The organism is Sphingomonas crocodyli, assembly GCF_004005865.1.
Lineage (GTDB): Bacteria > Pseudomonadota > Alphaproteobacteria > Sphingomonadales > Sphingomonadaceae > Rhizorhabdus > Rhizorhabdus crocodyli.
In genome coordinates, this window is the sequence record NZ_SACN01000001.1 from 950969 (window position 1) to 972712 (window position 21744).

Below are 21744 nucleotides of genomic sequence, written 5' to 3' on the forward strand. Positions count from 1 at the left end.
ACCCTTAAGCGATTCGCTGATTGCTGGCAACTCAATCTTTATCAATGCACATGGTTGGTATGATTTGGTGCTGTTTGATGAGGGCTTGGTCTTCGACGGTTATGGGGGCAAGTGTCGGCCGTCCGGCTGATTTCCCGCAGGCGCTTAAGGCGCAGCCAAAATCGACCTTTCGTACGAGGATGCGGAAGGGCAGATTCCGGTAAATCGGTGATCGTTTGACGGTCGCTTTTTGAGGCGTTCGGACCGCCAGAATTCGACTTTCGGAACGGGTTCGAGTCCCGAATTTTTTTGGTGGCCATGGTGGGGCCACCGATAGTCAATCTGGGATATTTCTGATCTATACCAAGCGGATGATGGTTCTATTCGAGTCCTGTAAGCGCACCACCACATTCCATAAAAATCAGCGTTTTCGGCATAGTCGCCTTGCGGTTGGCTGTGCGTGCTCGCGCGCGGGCCGATCATGGCGGCGCCGATCAAGCTAAGCGGTGCATCGTTCGTTCGCCCCTTTGGTTTGGACCGCCATTGAGCCCGGTTCTAATTCGACGTGGTGCATGGCCAAACGGCCGGAGAGGGAGATCGAGCACCAATGTCGACCATCAGCCCAACGGATATGGCCGCGCGGCTGGGGCAGGGACTGCTGTCCTTCCCCGTCACCCATTTCGATCAGGACGGCGCTTTCCTGGAAGGGCCGTATCGCGAACATTGCGCGTGGATGCTCGAACATGAGCTGTCCGGCCTGTTCGCGGCCGGCGGCACGGGCGAGTTCTTCTCACTGACCCCGAGCGAAGTGACTACGGTGGTTTCGGCGGCGGTGAAGGAAGGCAGCGGCAAGCTGCCGGTCCTGTCGGGCTGCGGATATGGCACCGCGATTGCGACCGGGATCGCGCGCGATGTCGAAAAGGCCGGCGCGGACGGCATCCTTCTGCTCCCGCCCTATCTGGTCGGTTCGAAGCAGGAAGGGCTGGCCGCGCATATCGAGGCGGTCTGCAAGTCGACCGGCCTTGGCGTCATCGTCTATAATCGCGACAACGCGATCGTCAGCGACGAGACGCTGGCGCGCCTGTGCGAGCGCAATCCGAACCTTGTCGGCTATAAGGACGGCGTGGGCGACATCGAACTGATGACGCGCATTTTCGCGCGGATGGGCGACCGACTGACCTATATCGGCGGCCTGCCGACAGCAGAAACCTTCGCCACGCCTTATTTGACGATGGGCGTCACGACCTATTCGTCGGCGATCTTCAACTTCCTGCCCGAATGGGCGCTCGACTTCTACAAGTCGGTGCGCGCGGGGAACCATGCGGACGTGCTGGAGCGGCTGCGCACCTTCGTGCTGCCCTATATCGCGCTGCGCAATCGCGGGCAGGGCTATGCGGTGTCGATCGTGAAGGCGGGCATGAAGGCGATCGGCCGCGATGCGGGGCCGGTGCGCACGCCGCTGACCGACCTGAGCAACGGCGAACTTGCCGAGCTGAAGGCGCTGATCGGGCAGGCGGATCCCAAGGCGCTCGCCAAGGCCGCGTGACACCCTGATCGGGGTCCGATAGGCTCATGTCCATGTTCGACCTCAGCCAACTCCGCTGCTTCGTGGCAGCGGCCGAGGAGCTGCACTTCGGCCGGGCGGCCCAGCGCCTCAACATGACCCAGTCTCCGCTCAGCCGGCAGATCCAGCTGCTCGAGCGGATATTGGACGTGACCCTCCTCGAACGCACCAGCCGGCAGGTCAGCCTAACCCCGGCTGGTCGCGTCTTCCTGATCGAGGCGCGCCGGATCGTGCGGCTGGCCGACAGCGCGGCGATGTCCGCGCGGCGGGTCGCGAAGGGCGATGCGGGGCGGGTGGCGATTGGCTTCACCGCCGTATCGGGCTACAATGTCGTGCCGCAGATCGTGGCGCATGCCCGCGCGACGCTGCCCAATATCGAGCTTGAACTGCGCGAGATGGTGACGACCGAACAGGTCGATGCGCTGCTGACCGGGCTGATCGACATCGGCTTCGTCCGCCCGCCGATGACCCGGCAGGAGTTCGATACGACCTGCGTGCTGCGCGAGCCTTTAGTCGTGGCGCTTCCCCCCGGCGATCCGCGTCAGGCGAAGGCCGAGCTTCACCTTGCCGATTTCGATGATCAGCCGCTGATCATGTATGCGCGGCAGGGCGCGGGCTATTTCCACGCGATGGTGACGCGGCTGTTCGAAGAGGCCGGCGTCGTCCCGAACTTCGTCCAGCACGTCACCCAGATCCATTCGATGCTGGGGCTTGTCCATGCCGGGCTCGCCGCCGCGATCGTGCCCGAATCCGCCACCGGTCTGCATATGAACGATGTCCAGTTTCGCCGGCTTGTGATGCCGCAGGAGCGCCCGGTCGAGCTTCACATGGCCTGGCGTCGCGACAACAGCAATCCGGCGCTTGGGCCGATGAAGCAGCTTTGCATCGAGACGGCAGCCAACGGATGACGACGATCGACCGCCGCACCATGATCGCGGCGCTGGCGGCCACGCCGATTGCGGCGGCGCACGGCGCGCGAAGGGGCGGCGATCCGGTGGCGATCACCCACTATGGTCGGGTGCGCGGCACGATCGAGTGCGATGTCCTGGCGTTCCGTGGCGTGCGTTATGGCGCCGATACCGCCCCGCGCCGTTTTCAGCCCGCGATCGCCCCGACGCCGTGGCGCGATATCGTCGATGCGACGGCCTATGGCCCTGCCGCGCCGCAGACCAAGGCGGAGGAGCGGACCAGCGAGGATTGCCTGTTCCTCAATGTGTGGACCCCCGCGCTCGATGCGGGGAAGCGGCCGGTGATGGTCTATTTCCACGGTGGGGCGCACGCGCACGGATCGGGATCGGACCCGCTTTACGACGGCGCCAATCTGGTCCGGCGCGGCGATGTCGTGGTCGTGACGGTCAACCACCGCCTTGCCGGGCTCGGCTATGCCTATCTGGCAGAACTGGGCGGGCCTGCAGAGTCGGGCAATGTCGGCAATCTCGACCTGATCCTGGCGCTGCAATGGGTGCGCGACAATATCGCGAACTTCGGTGGCGATCCGGGGCGGGTGATGATCTTCGGCCAGTCGGGTGGCGGCGCGAAGGTGGTGACGCTGATGGCGATGGCGCAGGCGCGTCCTCTGTTCCACAGCGCGGCGACGATGAGCGGCCAGCACGTCACCGCTGCCGGCCCGATCCACGCGACGCGGCGTGCCCGCGCCTGGATGGAGAAGGCGGGCGCGGCGAATGTCGGCGAACTTGCGCGTCTGCCTGTCGAGCGGCTGGTCGAGGCGATGGCGATGACCGATCCGATCGAACAGAAGGGCGAGATCAGCTTCTTCTCGGTCGTCGATCATCGCGTCCTGTTCCGCCATCCCTTTTTCCCCGATGCGCCGCGCGAGGCGAAGGACATCCCGCTCATCATCGGCAACACCCATGACGAGACCGGCCTGTTCATCACGAGCATGCTCAAGCGTGGCGATACGACATGGGAGAACCTGCCCGAACGGCTGGGGCAGGAGATGACCAAGGACATCTCCCCCACCTATGTCGCCGAACGATATCGCGCGCTCTATCCCGATCGCAGTCCCACCCAGATATTGCTCGCGGCGACCACGGCGGGGCGATCGTGGCCCGGCCATCTGATTCAGGCGGAGGAGCGCGCGAAGCTGGGTTCGCCGACGTGGATGTACCAGCTCGATTTCCCGTCACCCGAGGCGGGTGGGGTGCTGGGCGCCTTCCACACGCTCGATATTCCGCTGGTGTTCGACAATGTCGACGCGAAGGGATCGATGACGGGAATGAGCGCCGAGGCGCGGGCGCTCGCGGGGCGGATTGCGGACAGCTTCATCGCGCTCGCCCGCACCGGCGACCCCAATAACCGATCGATCCCGCACTGGCCGCGCTTCGAACTGGAGCATCGGCCGACGATGATCTTCGATCGCGAGGTGCGGATCGAAAATGATCCGCGCCGGGAGGAAAGGCTGCTGTTCGCGCCGGTACCCTACATCAAGCCGGGTGGCTGACGCTCAGGCACGGTTCCAGGGGAAGTCGAGCGTCGGCCGGTTGGCGTAGCGCCGCATCGCGAGCGTGAGGCGCGCGCCGCAGCCGGGCTCGATCCGGATCGTGACATGGCTCGCGCCCACGGCGGTCGTCTTGCCATCGATGGCCATGCTGTCGATCCGATGTTCGGCATAGGCGCCGCCCTGCACGACAACGTCGCGCGGCTGCCGCCCCATATTGATCAGCGTCACGTCGGTTTCGGCATCGCCGAGCCTGTGGACGAGCGCGGCCATGTCGGCGGGCAAACCGGCCCGCTTTGCCTGCGCATCGAAATAGCGCAGCCGGCAGTGGAGCGGCACGCCGCCCTGATTGGGCGATGTCTTCGACCAGGGCGGGCGGGCGATGTGAAGTCCGCCGGTCATCAACTGGACGAGGCTGGCGACGCTGGCCGGATTGATGTCGATCGGCCAGTCGGCGAGGCGGGTGTCGGGGGTGGTCGGATCCTTTTCGCGCGCCTCGATCCGTTTGGCGATGCGGGCCAGATCGGCCTCCATCGCCTTGATCGGATAATGGTCGTTGCGACCCGCCAGATAATCGATCCACGGATGATCGCCCGCCGCCGCGAGATCGTCGGCGCGCTGCGAGACGTACCAGATTTCGAACGCGTTGCTGCGATTGGGGCCGGGCTGGAAACTGTACCAGCCGTTCGGCCCGTACATGGTGGGGGCGCTCAGCACCCCGTCGATGCTCCGCGATGCCGCGTTGATGCGGGCGTTCTGGCGGCGCCACAGGTCGACATAAGCCTGATCGCCGGTCAACAGCACGGCGCCCATGAAGGCGGTGATGCTTCGGGGCACGCGGTTGCGGTCCTCGCGTTCGCCGGTCTGCGGCACCAGCGGGGAGAAGCCCCAGCCATAGACGCCCTTCCACCAATCGTCCTTGCCGACGCTGCCGTCGGCGCGAATGCGGCTGGGCAGGATATCGCCATTGGCGGCGGCTCGATCGACCCAGGCGTCGATATAGTCGAGCGCCCAGCGGCGATAATGCTCCTCGCGGGTCAGCGCATAAGCGTTGAGGCCGAGCGTGGTCGACTGGAGGTTGAGCGGATTGTCGCCGACGACGTCGCCATATTCGTCATAATGGTGGAGCGTCTGCGCGTAGGTGGTTTCGCCATGCTCCATGTGGAAACGCTCACCCGCTGCGAACGGATCGCCGGCCCAGTCGAGCGGGGTTGCCTCGCGCAGCATCGGGCCGCGGCTGCCGTTGAGCAGGCTCGCCATCGTGCGGGTGCGCGGATCGTAATTGCGTACGGTGGGATCGCGGCCGGTGTAGAAATCGGCGAAGCGGCGGGTGCGTTCGATCAGCTTGCGGTCGCGGGGCATCGAAAGCCCCTGCACGTTGAAGCTGGTGAGTCCCTCTGCGTTGTGCTGCCAGTCCATCTGGACCGGGAATTCGCGGTAATACATGCCCTGCCGGGCGATCGGCACGTCGACGGTGCGGGCCGCACTATATTGCCGGATATGCCCTTCCCAGAAGCGCGCGGCGAGGGCGGCGATCCGATCCGATCCGCCCAGCGCGTGAAGCAGGAACCAGTCGTTGGTCGCCTCCGCCGCGTCGTCCGGCCCGTCATTGGCGCCCCAGCGTTCGAACACCTTCAGACGATCGCGCGCGTCGACATAGGTGGCGTAGAAAGCCTCGCACGCCGCCGCATTCGCATCGAGCAGGCGGCGCTGCATCACGGCCCAGGCGGGCGGCGCCATCGGGCCGTCGATCCGGATCGCGGCGGGGGCGGCGCGTGCGACGGCAGGCACCGTCAGCATCGCCGCCCCGCCGAGCAGGGCGCGCCGATCGAGAACGATCATTTGAGTTCCAGGCGACGAATGGGGCCTGCGACGACAAGGAAGGCGAAGATCGTGATTAGGCAATGGACACCGACGAACCACAAGGCCAGATCGAACGATCCGGTCGCGCCGACGATATAGCCGACCACGATCGGGGTGACAATGCCGGCGGCGTTGCCGAACATGTTGAACACGCCACCCGACAGGCCCGCGAGCTGCTTCGGCGCGACATCGGCCATGATCGCCCAGCCGAGCGAGGCGATCCCCTTGCCGAAGAAGGCGATCGACATCAGCACGATCACCAGCCATTCGGCATCGACCCACACGCAGGCGATGATCAACGTCGCCAGCAGCATGCCGACGACCATCGGCGTCTTGCGTGCGATGTCGTTCGATCCAGTGCGGCGCAGCAGCATATCCGACAGGAAGCCGCCGGCGAGGCCGCCGATGAAGCCGCAGATCGCCGGGACCGCGGCGGCGAAGCCCGCCTCGACGATGTTCAGGCCGCGTTCCTTGACCAGATAGATCGGGAACCAGGTGACGAAGAAATAGGTCAGCACGTTGATGCAATATTGGCCGAGATAGATGCCCAGCATCATCCGGTTGGCCAGAAGCTGGCGGATGTTCGCCCAGGTGAAGGTCGAGGCGGCGGCCTGCGCGCCCTTTTCCTCCAGATGGATCAGGCCGCCGCCCGCCTCGATATAGTCGAGTTCGGCGGCGTTGATGTCGGGGTGGCGGCTGGGGCTGTGGATGTAGCGGACGAAGATCGCCGCGCCGCACAGGCCGATCCCGCCCATCACCCAGAAGACCGCGCGCCAGCCGAATTCGTGGACCAGCCAGCCCATCAGCGGCGCGAAGGCGACCAGCGAGAAATATTGGGCGGAATTGAAGATGGCCGAAGCGGTGCCGCGCTCCGCGCCCGGAAACCAGGCGGCGACCAGCCGCGCATTGCCGGGGAAGGACGGCGCCTCGGCCAGCCCCACCAGGAAGCGCAGGACGAACAGCGTCGCGACGGCCGACGCGACCGGCAACCAGCCGACGAAGCCCTGCATCGCGGTGAACATCGACCAGAGCGCGATCGCGCCGGCATAGACGCGCTTCGTGCCGAACCGGTCGAGCAGCGCGCCGCCGGGTATCTGCGCCAGCGCATAGGCCCATGCGAAGGCCGAGAGGATGAAGCCGGTCTGGACGGGGCTGAGCCCCAGATCCGCCGATGCCGCGCTGCCCGCGATCGAGAACGTCGCCCGGTCGGCGTAGTTCAGCGTCGTGATCAGGAAGATCAGGGCGATGATCTTGTGACGAACCCGCGTCGGGCGGGCGGCGAGATCGGTCAATTTTCTCTCCTCGTGGCCCTCGCCCTCTGTCGGGGCGTTGCGGCTGCTTGGCATGTCGGTCGTCGTGGCGGGATCGATCGGGATCCAGTCAAGACTTGGCATGGTTTAGACCGATGACACCGGTGGATAATAGTCGTCACCGGTGCGATGTGTGCATCGATTGATGCCGGATTGAGGTTGGCGTCCGTCCCCGAACCCACGCTACGCCATTGTCAACAAAGCCCGCCGAAGGTGGGCGATCCATGCGTGTCGATGATCGGGAGAGTGGCCGACACCAGCGTCAGAATATTCACGCGGCCCCGCGCCGATGGCCATCTTCGGGGGCGAGGTTCGTCGCCCGAGCGTGTTGGAACATGGCGGCCACCGGTTCGCGGCGCGGCCGCCGCCACGGAGTGCAGCAACATCCCTGCTGCCCTGCTGCTGCCTCCCCATCATGGGGAGGCAGCCTTTTACTATCGAAGCGGAGAAGCGAGATGATCGACGGCAGCATCCTGATTGGCGCGCGGGACGTGCGTTCGGCGACCAGCTTCGCCGCCGTCGACCCCAGCAGCGGCGCGACCATCGATCCGCCTTTCGCCAATGCCGATGCTGACCATGTCGCCGAAGCCGCGACGCTTGCCGATGCAGCCTTCGGGACGTTCGCGGACAGCGATCCCGAAACCCGCGCCAGTTTCCTGGAATCTATCGCCGATAACATCATGGCGATCGGCGACGACCTGATCGTGCGCGCGATGGCCGAAAGCGGCCTGCCGCGCGGGCGGCTGGAGAATGAGCGCGGACGCACGACGGGGCAGTTGCGGCTGTTCGCCGATGTCGTTCGCGCGGGCGAATGGGCGGACGTCACGATCGATCTGGCGCTGCCCGAACGCCAGCCCGCGCCGCGCGCGGACATTCGCCGTCGTCATGTCGGCCTCGGCCCGGTCGCGGTGTTCGGCGCCAGCAATTTCCCGCTCGCTTTCTCGGTCGCGGGCGGCGACACGGCCTCGGCCTTCGCGGCCGGATGCCCGGTGATCGTGAAGGGGCATCCCGCGCATCCGGGCACCGGCGAACTGGTCGCCCGCGCGATCCGCAAGGCTGTGGCCGATGCGGGCCTGCCCGAGGGCGTCTTCTCCTATCTTCCGGGCGTGACGAACGAACTCGGCGCGGCGCTGGTCGCCGATCCGCGCGTCCGTGCAGTGGGCTTCACCGGATCGCGCGGCGGCGGGCTTGCGCTGATGCGGATCGCGGCCGGTCGCGCGGAGCCGATCCCGGTCTATGCCGAGATGAGCTCGATCAATCCGGTGCTGCTGTTCCCGGCGGCGCTCAGCCGTCGCGCGGCGGCGCTAGGTGCCGGCTATGTCCAGTCGTTGACCTTGGGGGCGGGGCAGTTCTGCACCAATCCCGGCCTTGTCATCGCGGTGGCCGGCCCCGATCTCGATGCGTTCGTGGCAGCTGCCGCCGAGGCATTGGTCGCCAGCCCCGCGCATCAGATGCTGACGCCTGGTATCCACGCCAGCTTCGAAAAGGGCGTCGACGAGCTGGAAAGCCATGCCGCCGTCACGACGGTTGCGCGCGGATGCGTGGGCGAAGGCGTCAATCAGGCGCGCGGGGCGATCTTCCGCACGACCGGATCGGCCTTCCTGGGCGATGCCGCGCTGTCGCACGAAGTGTTCGGTTCCTCGTCGATCGTCGTCGAGGTTGCCGACATGGCCGAGGCCGCGACGGTGATCGCGGGCCTTGAAGGGCAGCTCACCGCGACGCTGCATCTCGATGAGGAGGACCATGCGTCCGCCGCCGCGCTGATCCCGCTGATCGAGCGCAAGGTCGGTCGCATCCTTGCCAATGGCTGGCCGACGGGTGTCGAGGTGAGCCATGCGATGGTGCATGGCGGCCCCTATCCGGCGACGTCGGATGGGCGCACGACATCGGTCGGTGCGCTGGCGATCGAACGGTTCCTGCGCCCGGTCTGCTATCAGGATCTGCCCGACAGCCTGCTGCCGGCGCCGGCCCGCGCGACCAATCCCTGGGATATCCCGCAGAAGATCCGCGGGGCCTAACGCCCTATCGCCACCCGGTTGTTGCGCAGCGTCACTTCGGGCGCATCGCCGGGTAGCGAGACGACCACGGTGACGGTGTCGGGCCGCGTGCCGGCGGGCATCGTCAGGCTCAGCTTCGCGGTCGACGGCTGGAGATCGAGCGGCGCCTTGAGCGCGGGCAGGGGCGCGGTCGCGAGCACCTTGTCCCCCGCCACCAGCGACACCGTGCCGCCGTCGCTGGGCTGCGCGCCGAGGCTGTGGACCGTCACGTCGACCTTCCGCCCCTTCACCGTCACGTCGTCGCGGCCGATGCCGAGATCGGGTCGCTGATCGGCGGGCGTGGCCGGTCGCACGAGTTCCAGATCGATGACGGTCGTGGTGCCGGGCGCGAACGCAACCTGCGTCGACGCGCCACGCTCCAGCGCGACCGAAACCGGTTCTCCGACCGGCGACAGCGTCTTGCCTTCGTCGGCGCTCATCGACGTTCGTATGCGCCATTCGCCGGCGTCGATATTCCAGGTGGAGAGATCGGCCTTCTCGGTGATCGTGCCGGTGTTGAAGCCGATGACGCGGATGCGCTGCGGCGTCGCGCCGGGCACGAGCAAGGCGACCTTCTCCGCACCCGCCGGATCGGCGAAGCGCCAGCCGACCGCGTTGCCGGGCCAGGTCTGATTGCGCTTGAGCGCGATGCCGCCCAGCCGTTCGCGCTGGAGGATTTCGCTCGGCGCCTCGACGCGGTCGGTCCACCAATGGCCCTCGGTCATCATATATTCGCGCGCGGCCTTTTCGGCGGCGGCGGCTTCGTGGAGCTTGGCGAGCGGGGCGGTGTCGCCCGTCCTGGTCCAGCGCGCGAAGGAGGCGAACGGATCGGAGGAGCCGGCGATCAGCGTGTCGCGCCAGTCCTTGCCCTGCGGCAGCGCATCGAAGGCGTTTTCGTTCATCTCGGCAAGGATGCCGGGGCCGCTTTTGGCGACCCATGCCTCCAGCGGGCGCAGATAGCGCGCATCGCCGGTCCAGCGCCATGCGGCCCAAGCGCCCTGAAGCGGCCAGTTCGCGCCGCCGCCGTCGCCGACGCGTTCCTGATCGCTGCGCCAGTTGATCTCGTTCGGGAAGGACCAGCGACCCTTTTCATCCTGCTTGCCATGCGCGAGCACGCCGTCGATCATGCCCGTCACCATGCCGCGCGCGGCCGGATTGCCGTTGTAGAGGCCGAGCAGGATCGGCCCGTGCAGCACGACGAAGCCGTAGGGTTTCTGCCAGGCCCAGGCATCCTCGCGATAGATTTTGCGCCCGCCATACCAGGACGAGGCAAAGTGCAAATGCCCGGCCGGATTGCGCAGGACGATCCGCTGAAGCCCGCGAACATTGTCCATGATCCGCTCGATCGCCTTGGGTTCGCCCCAGTTGAGGTAGAGGCGCGCGGCGTTGGTGTTCAGCCCTTCCTCATAGGCATGGAGTTCGTCGGTCTCGATCGTGCCGAGACCATTGGTGATCATGCCGTTCTTGTAGATCGCGTCCGACACGGCGTTGAGCGAGGAGGTGATCTTGTCGGGGATCAGCCCCATCAACGCGAGGCCGGGCCATTGCTGGACGAAGTCGACATCGTCCGAAAGGCCACCGCCGAAATCGCCATAAGCCACCTGCCGATTGTCGATCCACCATTCGGCGAAGCGGCGGGCATAGGTGAGATCCTGCAGCTGCCGATGCGCCCATTCGGGCACGCCCGCCGGGGTTGGGGCGAGCGGGACGGGCGGCAGGTTTTCGGGCCGATAATTGATGTCGGACCAATAAGCGCGGCCCTCAACATGATCGGGATCAACGCGCAGCAGATCGGTCGCGTCGGCGAAGATGCGGGCGTAGAGCGACGCGCGTTTCGATGCGGTGTGTTCCTCGACCAGATTGGCCCAATTGTCCTTCACCTGGTTGAAGCGATCGGCGACATGCTCCTTCGCGGCCTCGGCGCGCGGCTTGAAGACCAGGCGGATGCGCGCGCCGTCGAGGCTGTCTGCGTCGAAATCGGGCGCGGCGCTGGCGACCGTCAGATAGAGATTGTCGTGCGACAATATCCGGTCGCGCAGATCGAGCCAGATCGTCCGAGCCTCGCCCGGCTTTACCGAAAACGACACGTCGATCATGTCGCGGCCCGGCCAGATCGGATCCTTGATCTTGACGTTGAGCGGGATCAGCCCGTTCCTGTCGCCCGCAAGATTGAGCGCGGGCAGATCGATCGCGATCCCGTCCAGCCCGTCATGGATATTCTGCCAGCCATAATCCCAGGCGCGCGCAACCGGCTGATCGGCCGGCGCCTCGCCGAAGCTGGCGGGGATCAGGAGGTGGACGAGCGGGGCGGCGCCTGCCGCGCGTTCGACGGTCGCGTCGCCGCCCGCCGCGCCCGCGCCCACCGCGGCACGCACGCCCGACGTCGGCATGGCGAGCACGGTCGATCGTTCATCGGGCGGATAGCGGCCTGCGATGAAGGTGTTGAGGCCGTCCAGCGCGGCCAGCTTCGGCGCCGCCTTGGCGCGGATCGTATAATCGAGCTTGAAGGTGCCGGCGGGTTCGGTGCCGGTCGTCACATCATAGGCCCAGAACTCCTGGATCGGCTGTTCCTGCACGACGTTGGTGAAGCTGAAGGTGCCGCCGGTGCGTGGTTCGATCCGGTCGACGCTGCGCACCACGCCTTCAGCGCGGCTGATCACTTTCCTGTCGTTCCAGCTGAGCGTGCCATAGGCCGCGCCGCGGATTTCGACCTGATTGACGCGCTCACCGGGCGGTACGGTCAGGTCGTAGCGTTTGCCGCCTTCGACATAGACGTTCCAGTCGGGCAGCTGGAAATAGTCGTCGCGGCCGGGCAGGCGCGACCGGTTATAGACGCCGGGCCAGGTCGTCTCGGCGATGCCGTCGATGCCTTTCCAGTTCCACTGCTTGAGGTCTTTGGCGTCGGCGAACTCGACCTTGCGGAAGCGGGTGACGGGGGCGTCGAGGCGCGGCGGCGTGGTGCGATCCCAGCCATAGCGATGGAGCCAGGCGGTGCGGCGCGCGGCGCTGTCCGTGGCAGGCTTTAGGGTCGGTTCGCCCTTTGCGGCGAGGGCCGCGACCGCGTCGGTATCGAGGGCCGAGGCATAGACGCGGATTTCGTCGAAATCCGATCCGCGCATGAAGTTGTAGCGGCTCTGCACCTGATGCGGGGAAAGGACACGGCCGGCCATGCCGAGCTGATCGAGGCCGGAATCGAGATCGGCCTTCTGATCCTTGCGCGCGACCTCGCGGCCATCGACGAACAGGCGCACGCCCATGGTTTCGTCCCATGCAAAGGCGATATGGTGCCAGGCATCGGGGGCCGGCGGCGTCGGCATCGCCCACGACACGCGCACCCGCGACAGGTTCGCATCGGTCACGAAGGCATCGAAGCCGTGTCCGTTCCAGTCGATCCGCAGGAACGCCATGTCCCAGCTGCTATGATCGGCGAAGGAGACGCGGAAGATGCTGAAGGGCGCTTCGCCGACTGGCGTGCGGGCGCGCCAGAAGAAGGCAAGCGTGCCGCGTGCGGCGCGGATGTTGCCGGGCGCGCGCCACGCGACATAGCCCTGATCGGCCCAGCGCGCCGCGCCGCCGATCGCGCCATCGGGAACCACGGTAACGGCGCTGCGGAAATTGGGCTGGGCCTCGCCGCGCGCGATATCGGCGGTCAGGTCCTTGTCGGCCGCTACGCGGAACAGCAGGCCGTCGTCATCGCCGGCAGGCTGGGCGAGGGCCGGGGTGGTGAGGCCCACGAGGGCCACGGCGGCGAGCAGGCGCGCCTTCGAAATATGGATCGACGGCACGATGTTCTGCTCCCGGTAGGCGATAGTGATGGTCCTGTGCCCGAAGGCCGGGCCGGGGGGAACCCGGCCCGGTTTCGGATTACAGGCTGAAGCGCAGACCCGCGCGATAGGCGCGGCCGATCACGTCGTAGATGACGACGTTGGTCTGGAGCGCGCTGACGCTGGTTGCGGCGACGACGGGCGGATCCTTGTCGAACAGATTTTCGACCTTGAAGAAGGCCTCCATCTTCACGCCGCCGCCAATGTCGAACTTGTAGGTGCCGGCCAGATCGACATAGGCCGCGCCCTTGATGCGGTTGTTGTCGATGTCGACGCCCGAACGCCACAGATTGTCGTAAACGCCGCCGCTGATCGTGCGCAGGGTGACGAGGCCCGAAACGCGCTCATTGTCGTAACCGATCGTGCCGAACCAGCGCCACTTGGGCGCATCGCCGGTGTTCTGGCCGGCGGCCTCGGTCTTGACGCCGCCGTTGATCGTGGTGCGGCGCGCGATGTGCGATCCGAGCGCGCGGATCGTGATGTTGCCGTCCATGCCGTCGAAGATGTCGCCGAGCGGCTGACGGAAGCTCGCTTCGATATCGAAGCCGCGCGTCTTGAGCTGCGCGACGTTGATCGACGAACCCAGAACCTGCGTGATGAAGCCCGTATTGTCGCGGGTGATATATTGGCAGAGTTCGGTTTCGCCGCGCGAGCAGCGATCGATCAGTTCCTGCGCGCCGAGCGAGGTGATCGCGTCCTTCAGCTTGATCGAGTAATAATCGAACGAGGCCGAGAATTGCGGCAGGAAGGACGGGCTGTAAACCACGCCGACGCTGGTCGTGTCCGCCTTTTCCGGGGTCAGATTGGTGTTGCCGACCACCAGACGCGTCGCGCGATAGGAGGCGTTGCGCACCGGATCGGTGATCTCCGCAGACTGGGTGTTGCCGGCCGAGAACAGCTCGTTGAGGTTGGGCGCGCGGATGTCGCGCGACAGCACGCCGCGCAGGCGCAGATCGTCGACCGGCTTCCACGTCAGGCCGACCTTCCACGTTTCGACGCCGCCGCTGGTGCTGTAATCGGTATAACGGCCCGCAGCGTTGAGTTCGAGCAGGCGCAGGAAGGGCAGGTCGTTCGCCAGCGGAACGACGATTTCGCCATAGACTTCCTTGACGTTGTAGCTGCCGTTGGTGCCCTTGAAATTGCCGGTGAACCAGCCGTTGACCGCCGAGATGGCGTCGCCGGTGCCCGACACCTGTTCCTTGCGATATTCGGCGCCGACCGCGAGGCTGACGGGGCCGGCCCACAGTTCGAACGGCTCGCCGCTCAGGCTGGCGGCGGCGACGTTCTGCTTGATCGTGAGATCCTGCGTCGCGCGACCCTTCACATAGTTGATGGCCGCCTGGCTTGCGACATTATAGCCGAAGATATTGAGCGGAACGCAGCCGTCGCCAGGGTTGGTCAGCGTCGAACGGCACACGATCTGCCCGCTCGAATTGCGCACCGCATCGATGGCGCGTGCGAAGTTCGCGACATTGGTGGTGTTGCTCAGGACGAAGGCCGCGTCGGTCTGGCCATACTGGTAATAGGCGTCCCACTTCCAGTTGTCGAAGACGGTGCCTTCGAGCGCGGCGACCGCACGATAGGTCTCGCGCGTCGCCTGATTGTAGGGCTGGCCGAGATCGAAGGTCGAATAGCCGTAGCGGAACGAGCTGACATTGGCGGCCGCCGCGCGCTGGCGGATGCTGTCGGGCAGGAAGGCGTTCGATGCGGAGATCGTCAGGTTGCCCGGATAACGCTGATACGCGGCGACGCCGCCGGTGCGGGCGTAGGAGTAGGAGCCTTCGGCGATGAACTCGATATCGTCGGTCAGTTCGTAGCTCGCACGGCCATAGGCTGCCCAGCGCTTGAGCTTGGAATCGAGCGCAACCGCATTGGTTTCGTACCAGGGATTGCCGCCCACCATGTGCGGATCGGAGATCAGCGAGCCGCGCTCGAACGGCAGCGGAACGCCGCCGTCGCCGAACTGGGTGTTGGCAAGCGCCGTGGTGGTGATCACGCCGCCCTGGGCGACGGTGAGGTTGTTGACGTTGCTGCGGATGATGCGGCGCGGCTGGCCATTGGTTGCGGTCCAGGCCGGATTGAGCAGCAGGTTGGTCTGGTTGAACCACTTGCGCTTCTTGGGATCGAGTGAGCCGATGCCCTTCTGGTAGAGACCTTCGACGCTAAGCAGCACATGGCCGCGCCCTTCGGCGAACGGGGCGCCGAAGGCGAGATAGCCGTTGCCATTCTCACCATCGCTGCGATCGGTGATGCCGCCCGAAATCGATCCCTTGAAGCCGGTATATTTCTTCTGGAGGACGAAGTTGACCACGCCGGCCACCGCGTCCGAACCATAAGCGGCCGAAGCGCCGCCGGTCACGACGTCGACGCGCTCGACCAGCGCGCTGGGCAGGTTGTTCACGTCGACCGCGGCGTTGGTCGACGATGCGACCACGCGCCGGCCGTCGAGCAGGACGAGCGTGCGGTTGGTGCCCAGCGAACGCAGGTTCAGCGCGTTGAGGCCGTTGGCGCCCGTGCTGGTGTTGGCATTGTTGGTGCGGGTCGTCGCGCTGCCGCTCAGCTGAGGCAACTGGTTGACGAAGTCCGCGATATTGGCGGGCGCGGCCTTCTGGATGTCCTGCACGCCCATGACGGTCGTCGGGGTCGGCGCGGTGAAGCCGCTGCGCGAAATGCGCGAACCGGTGACGATGATTTCGCTGACAGCGGTGTCATCGACCGCAGCACTTGCGGCCTCGGCCGCAGCAGCCGGTTCGGCGGCGGCCTGTTCCTGCGCGAAGGCGGCCGAGGTCGCGAGCGACGCGACGGCGACGCCCAGCATCAGGCGGGTGCGCCGCGCGGTAACGATATCAAAGCCCATAAATCCTCCCTGTATATTTCAATTTGTGCTGAGTTTCTGATCGACGAGCGGCCCGCCCCACGGGAAGTCGAGCGTCGGCTGATTGGCGAAGCGCCGCATCTTGAGTTCGAGTCGGGTGCCCGAACCGGGGGCGAGCCGGATGGTGAAGTGCTGGCCATCGACAGTGCGCGGTGCGTTGCCGCCCTGCGCGACCGACAGGATCTGGTGCTCGCCATAGGCGCCGCCCTGGATGGTGACGGTGCGCGCCCGGGTCTGGCTGCAATTCACCAGCGTGACCCCGGTCGTATCGGCGGTCAGGCGATCGACCAGCGCGCCGACATCGGGCGGCACGCCGGGGCGCTTTGCCTCCGGATCGAAATAGCGCAGCCGCGAGAATTGCATCGATCCGCCCAGCGTCGGCGAGTTCTTCGACCAGCCGGGGCGCGCGATATGCGAACCGCCCTGCATCAGCAGGACCAGCGCCGTCACGGCCGCCGGGTTCTGATCCATCACCGTATCGACGAAGCGCGTATCGGGCGTGGTGGTGTCGGCGCGCAACATCTCGCCGGTCTTGCGGATATGGGCGAGCGCCTCGCGCAGCGCCGTCGTCGGGAAGCTTGGATTGTTCCCGTCGAGATATTGGAGGAAGGGGTGATCCGGCGCGCGGGCGCGATCCGACGGCTTCATCGTCAGCAGGTAGATATCCTGCGCGCCGACCGACCATTTCTGAGGCTTGAAGCCGTACCAGCCATTGTCGCCATACATGCTCGGATAGTGCATCCGGCCGTCGATCATCTTGCCGTTGGCGTTGATCCGGTCGGTCATGCGCCGCCACGCGTCGAGATATTTGTCGTCGCCGGTCAACAGATAGGCGTTGAAGAAACCGGGGATCGTATAGGGGATGCGGTTGCGATCGGCGGGCTTGCCCGTCATCGGCACGATCGGGCTGAACCCCCAGCCATAGACGCCGCCATACCATTTGCCGGCATCGCCCCCGATCTTCCCGTCGAGGCCGATCTTGGTGGGCAGCAGATCGTTGTTGGCGCGGGCGCGCTCGATCCAGGCGTCGACATATTCGATCACCCAGTCGCGATATTTCCGCTCGTGCGAGAGCATGTAGGCGTTGGTGGCAAGCCCGGTCGCCTGCAGGTTCAGCGGATGATCGCCGACGATATCCTCGTAACCGTGGAAATGGGCGAGCATCTCCTCATAGGTCCGCTCGCCGTGGAAGATCGCAGCGGGATCGATGCCGCTCAGGTCGATCGGGTCGCCTGCCCAGTCGAGCGGGGTCGTGTTGCGCATCAACGGACCACGGCTGCCATTGAACAGGCTGCGGATGATCTTGTGCTTGGGGTCGTAATTGGGCGCGGTCGGATCGGCGCCGGTGTAGAAGTTTGCGAAGCGGCGGACGCGGTCGCGATAGGCCTTCGAATAGGGATCGGCCAGGCTCATGGCGTTGAAGACGGAGATGCCTTCGCCATTATGCTGCCAGTCCATCATTACCGGGAAATCGCGGAAATACATGCCCTCGCGCGCGATGGGCACATCCTTGGTCTTCGCAGCGGCGAACTGCCGAACATGGCCTTCATAAGCCAGTTCGTAGAGCGTGCGGACCCGCTCCGATCCGCCCAGCATGTACAAATGGGGCCAGTCGTTGACGTTCTCGATCGCGTCGTCGGGGCCGTCATTCCCGCCCCAGCGCTCGATCGCGCGGAAATAGCCGGTGTTCGGATCGAAATAGCGCGCGAAGAAGGTTTCGCAGGCGGTGGTCTGCGCATCGAGCACGGCGCGCTGGAGCAGCGCCCATTCGGGCGACGGCATCGGTTCGGAAATCTCGAGAAGGATCGGCGCCGCTTGTGCCGCGGTCGTCGCAACGCTCGTCAATCCGATGGCGACGACGCCACGCAACACATCACGACGGCTTGCGTGCATATCCGATCACACTCCCAGGGAACGCTCTGAGCGGCGTTTGTCGGATTCCTTACGTAACGCGATTGTCAATTTCCAAGCCAAAGGCGGCATTGTTCAATGCAGGTATCGCATTCAGGCTGATCGCCGCCGTCGAGTGGCGATCAGCCTGGACGATGCAGGTGTTCAGCGAACCTTTGCGCGGGAAGCCGAGCCTCGCCGCAAATAGCGCCAGCCGACCACGACGCCGCTGACCGAGATAAACAGGCCGGCGGCCGAGAGCAGCCACATCAATGCGTCGCGCAACGGGCGCAGGATCAGGAGCCACGGCAGGTCGAAGCTGTGCAGCGCGCTGAACAGCCAGCGGTAGCTGCGCGATCCCGATCCCGACCGGTTGAGCAGTTCGCCGGTCGTCGGATCGATGTGGAGCCAGCTCTTGGCCGGATCGTCGAAGGTGAAGCGCCAGACCGGCAGCGGGCGTTCGTCGCTGCGCGGATCGCCGGTGCTGAACCAGTAGAGGTCGTAGCGGTCGAGCCATTCGAACCCCGTCAGCTTCGCGCCTGGCAGCGCCGATGCCGCGAGTGTCTGGATATCCGCGCGGGCGGGCGTGAAGGCGCGCGCGGTTGCGCCGTCGAGCAGACGCTTGTGCACTGGCCCGCCATGCGCCGTGATCACTGGCCGGCCGCCGAGCCAGGTGAAGCGGACTTCGTGCGCGCCGGCCGCGGTGCGGGCGAGCATAGTCAGATCGGTGCGGGCGAATTCGGGCTTCGCGCCCGCGTAGCGATCGGCAATCGTCTTGCCGCCTTCGTCGCGCAGGCCGCCCCACGGGCTCATCGACATCCAGCCGCTGAACACCCAGGTGACGAGGAAGAGGCCACCGACGAGGCCGATGATGTGGTGCCACTTCATCCAGCCGACATAGGGGCTGACTGAGCCCGACCTGTAGCGCCGGGCAATCCGCACGCGCAGGATGCCGATCCAGATGCCGGCGATGGCGCCCAACATGCCGATGCCGGATGTCCACAGCACCGTCTGCCGCCACGGCTCCTGATAGACGCGAAGCGCCTCGAAATAGATCCAGTGCGGCACCGCGCCCAGCCAGTTCCAGAAGCGTTCGTGCGCGGTCGTGTTCTGCACGATCTCCCCGGTCTTGCGGGAGACATAGATGTCGGTTCCCGCATCGTCGGCCATGCGGATGCGCCAAAAGGGGGCGATCCGCGCATAAGCGCGGGTGACGACCCACTGATCGTGATCGACCGGGACGATCGACTTTGCGGGCGCGTGGACGAAGGCGCTGGCGATCGCCTGGGCCCGCGTGGCATCGACGCCGGTGATCTCGCGCCCCGTCGTGGCGGAGACTGCGCGGCGGCCATCCTCCAGAACGAAGCGATAGACCGGCTCGCCGCCCGTCATCTCCAGCCGCATTTCGGACGGGAAGTCCTTCGGCTGGATCGAGGCGAGGGCGTCGGCGGGGCTGGTGCGGACCTTCGTCCATTCGATCGGCGGAAGGCCCGCAACCCGCTCCGGCCCTCGGAAGGACGGGAAGGGGACGTACATCATCACCACGCCCGACACGAACCAGATCGCGAAGAGGATGCACAGGACGATGCCGGTCCAGCGGTGGCTTAGATAGAGCCACCGCCGCCCGGTGCGCAGCGCGCTTCTAGAAAGCGACATTGATCGACGCCTCTACCGCGCGCGGATCGCCCAGCACCCACTGCGACGCGCCATAGGTCGCGCGCACATAGGTTTCGTCGAAGATGTTGCGGACGCGCAGGCCGGCGCTCGCCTTTTCGGTGAACTGCCAGCGCACGCCGAAGTCGGTGAGCGTGTAGGACGGGATGACCAGCGTGTTGGCCGCATCCTGAAAGCGCTTGCCGACATAGGAGAAGCCCCCGTCGGCGACCCAACCCTTGGCGAACTCCCAGCTGACGAAGGCATTGGCGGTTTTCGCGGCGATGTTGCTCGGGCGGTTGCCCGCGCGCTGGAAGCGGACGCCGCCGACCGATTCCGAGAAATCGTCGTAGCGCGCCTTCAGCACCGATCCGTTGAGCGTGATGCCGATGCGATCGACCGGCTTCAGGAACAGCGACGCTTCCAGCCCCTTCGACGATTGCTGGCCCACCTGGACCTGGATCATCGGGATCAGCGGGTCGGACGTCAGCAGCCGGCGCTTGACGATGTCATAGGCCGCGAAGGTCCATTCGCCGCGCCCGCCCCAGAAGACGTGCTTGATACCGGCTTCCCACTGGCGGCCGGTCGACAGATCGAACGCGCTCTGGGCAAGGCTGGTCGAAACGAGCGCGCTGACCGGATCGGCGGCCGTCGCGTACTGCGCGTAGATCGATAGGGTCGGGATCGGATTATAGACCCCGCCCAGCCGCCAGGTGACGGCGTCGGGCGTTGCGGTGAAATTGTTCGCCGCGTTCACATAATCGTTCTTGCGGATGCGCGGGCGATCGTAACGCAGCCCGCCGACGAACGAGACCTGATCGCTCAGCACCAGCCGATCCTCGGCGAAGACCGAATATTGGTGGATCGTGTTCTTGTAGCGCGGCTTGGTCGCCGCAGCGCCGGTCTGGTCGATGAACAGGCCGGTGTCGGTGGCGAACAGATCGACCAGCCGGGTCGCGTTATTCCCAGAATTGCTGATGTTCTTATAGGTGATCCGGTTCACGTCGAAGCCCACGACCATGTGGTTTTCAAGGCCCAGGATCGTGCCGCTGACATTGGCGGTGGTGCGGTTCCCGGTCTGCCGCTGGACGTGGTAGAGTTCGAGGAAGCTCGACTGCCGGATCTTGGCCGGCGCGGTCGCGGTGGCGGCGACGTAGGTCTCATTCTCGCTATTGTGCCAATATTTGTTGGCCCACAGATGGTAGAAGGTGCTGCGGATGCTGAAGCTGTCCGACGGCGACCATTCGATCTTCCCCTGGCTCCAATTGTCGCGGAAGCGCAGGCGGGCGTCGGTGACGTTGTAATTGTTCTTGCGCAGCGACTTGTCGAGCTTGCCGCCGACAAGCGGAACGCCGAACCAGGTGCGCGGCAATTGCCGGCTGAAATCGTGCGAGAGCGTGATGCTCAGATCCTCGGCAGGCTTGAGCTTGATCGCGCCCGACAGCGATGTCGCGCTGGAATCGCCGCGCTTCATCCAGCCATCGGACTCGCGATAGGCGCCGTCGATGCGGAAGCCGATCATGTCGTTGATCGGCCCGCCCGCGCCGGCGGCGATATTGTAGCTTTCGAACGATCCGACGATCGCGCGGCCGCTGGCCTCCAGCGTGTCGCCCGGCTGCTTGCGCACGACGTTCACCGCGCCGCCGATCGCACCTTCGCCATAGAGGACGGAGGCGGGGCCGCGCAGGATCTCGACCCTCTCGGCCATCCACGGATCGGCCGGGAAGGTGAGCGTGTTGTTGTACATGCGCATGCCGTCATAGAGCTGCATCACCGAATTCTGGCCGACGAAGCCACGCGCGGCGAGCGAGAAGCCGAACACGCCCGATGCGTTGACGATGCCGGTCGCACGCGCGGCGGCGTCCTGGATCGTCAGGTCGCCGCGCAGGCGGATCGCATCGCCATCGAGTGTCTCGACACTGGCGGGCGTCTGCAGCGCGGTGATGCCGAGGCGGCTGGCGCCCTCGGTCTTCTGGTTGAGCCGCAGCGAATCCACCGCGGTCACGATGATCGTGCTGCTATCCTCGGCTTCGGTGGCGGCCGCATCTTCGGCATGCGCGGGCAAGGCGGTGAGCGCGGTGGCGGCGAACAACAGGGCGCGGATGTGCGCGGGCTTGGTGGAATAGGTCATCAATCGGTCCCCCGGCGTCAAAGCGACAAGGCGGAGGACTGCCGTTCTCGAACGGTCGGCAACGCGCGGCGGGCGGACGCCAAGGGCGACCGACGCACGTCTCCGATGCGGCCCCCGCCGCTCGTTCGTCGCTCAGACGGAAGAACCGTGCCGCGGCCATC

At 65.8% G+C, this 21744-nt stretch carries 11 protein-coding genes; 4 read left to right on the forward strand and 7 right to left on the reverse strand.

All coding sequences use genetic code 11. The annotated features are described in order from the left end of the window. Positions 1-586 precede the first annotated feature (586 nt). Genes kdgD through EOD43_RS04485 form a run of 3 tightly spaced genes read left to right on the forward strand, consistent with a single transcriptional unit; the run spans position 587 to position 4004 of the window. Positions 587-1525 carry a 5-dehydro-4-deoxyglucarate dehydratase gene (gene kdgD, locus EOD43_RS04475; RefSeq protein WP_127741466.1) on the forward strand — a complete coding sequence of 313 codons (939 nt, stop codon included), beginning with the start codon at positions 587-589 and terminating at the stop codon, positions 1523-1525. A 32-nt stretch (positions 1526-1557) separates the two neighbouring features. After that, a complete protein-coding gene (locus EOD43_RS04480; RefSeq protein WP_127741468.1) occupies positions 1558-2451 on the forward strand; it encodes a LysR family transcriptional regulator in 894 nt (297 codons plus the stop codon). Further along, positions 2448-4004: a carboxylesterase/lipase family protein gene (locus tag EOD43_RS04485; RefSeq protein WP_164857088.1), complete on the forward strand. Its 1557-nt coding sequence runs from the start codon at positions 2448-2450 to the stop codon at positions 4002-4004. The genes EOD43_RS04480 and EOD43_RS04485 overlap by 4 nt, the downstream gene beginning before the upstream one ends. A 3-nt stretch (positions 4005-4007) precedes the next feature. Here the strand turns inward: EOD43_RS04485 and EOD43_RS04490 are convergent, their stop codons facing one another. Together EOD43_RS04490 and EOD43_RS04495 are read right to left on the reverse strand one after the other, a co-directional pair. Continuing rightward, complete coding sequence (locus tag EOD43_RS04490) at positions 4008-5843, reverse strand: DUF8034 domain-containing protein (protein WP_127741472.1); 1836 nt, start codon at positions 5841-5843, stop codon at positions 4008-4010. Further along, positions 5840-7156 carry an MFS transporter gene (locus EOD43_RS04495; protein ID WP_240653076.1) on the reverse strand — a complete coding sequence of 439 codons (1317 nt, stop codon included), beginning with the start codon at positions 7154-7156 and terminating at the stop codon, positions 5840-5842. Before EOD43_RS04495 ends, EOD43_RS04490 begins: the two co-directional genes overlap by 4 nt. A gap of 473 nt (positions 7157-7629) precedes the next feature. Here EOD43_RS04495 and EOD43_RS04500 point away from each other — a divergent pair, with 473 nt between their 5' ends. After that, complete coding sequence (locus EOD43_RS04500) at positions 7630-9192, forward strand: aldehyde dehydrogenase (NADP(+)) (RefSeq protein WP_127741474.1); 1563 nt, start codon at positions 7630-7632, stop codon at positions 9190-9192. On the opposite strand, the gene EOD43_RS04505 is transcribed toward EOD43_RS04500, so the two are convergent. From EOD43_RS04505 to EOD43_RS04525, 5 genes are all read right to left on the reverse strand, one after another. Beyond that, the gene (locus EOD43_RS04505; protein ID WP_240653077.1) at positions 9189-12995 is read right to left on the reverse strand and encodes a LamG-like jellyroll fold domain-containing protein; all 3807 of its coding nucleotides are present in this window, start codon (positions 12993-12995) and stop codon (positions 9189-9191) included. The two genes, EOD43_RS04500 and EOD43_RS04505, sit on opposite strands and share 4 nt — an antisense overlap. A gap of 79 nt (positions 12996-13074) precedes the next feature. Next, positions 13075-15891: a TonB-dependent receptor domain-containing protein gene (locus tag EOD43_RS04510; RefSeq protein ID WP_127741476.1), complete on the reverse strand. Its 2817-nt coding sequence runs from the start codon at positions 15889-15891 to the stop codon at positions 13075-13077. An 18-nt stretch (positions 15892-15909) separates the two neighbouring features. Then, a complete protein-coding gene (locus tag EOD43_RS04515) occupies positions 15910-17802 on the reverse strand; it encodes a DUF8034 domain-containing protein (protein WP_127741478.1) in 1893 nt (630 codons plus the stop codon). A gap of 162 nt (positions 17803-17964) precedes the next feature. Further along, complete coding sequence (locus tag EOD43_RS04520) at positions 17965-19455, reverse strand: PepSY domain-containing protein (RefSeq protein WP_127741480.1); 1491 nt, start codon at positions 19453-19455, stop codon at positions 17965-17967. Then, positions 19442-21583 carry a TonB-dependent receptor gene (locus tag EOD43_RS04525; RefSeq protein ID WP_127741482.1) on the reverse strand — a complete coding sequence of 714 codons (2142 nt, stop codon included), beginning with the start codon at positions 21581-21583 and terminating at the stop codon, positions 19442-19444. The genes EOD43_RS04520 and EOD43_RS04525 overlap by 14 nt, the downstream gene beginning before the upstream one ends. Positions 21584-21744 lie beyond the last annotated feature (161 nt).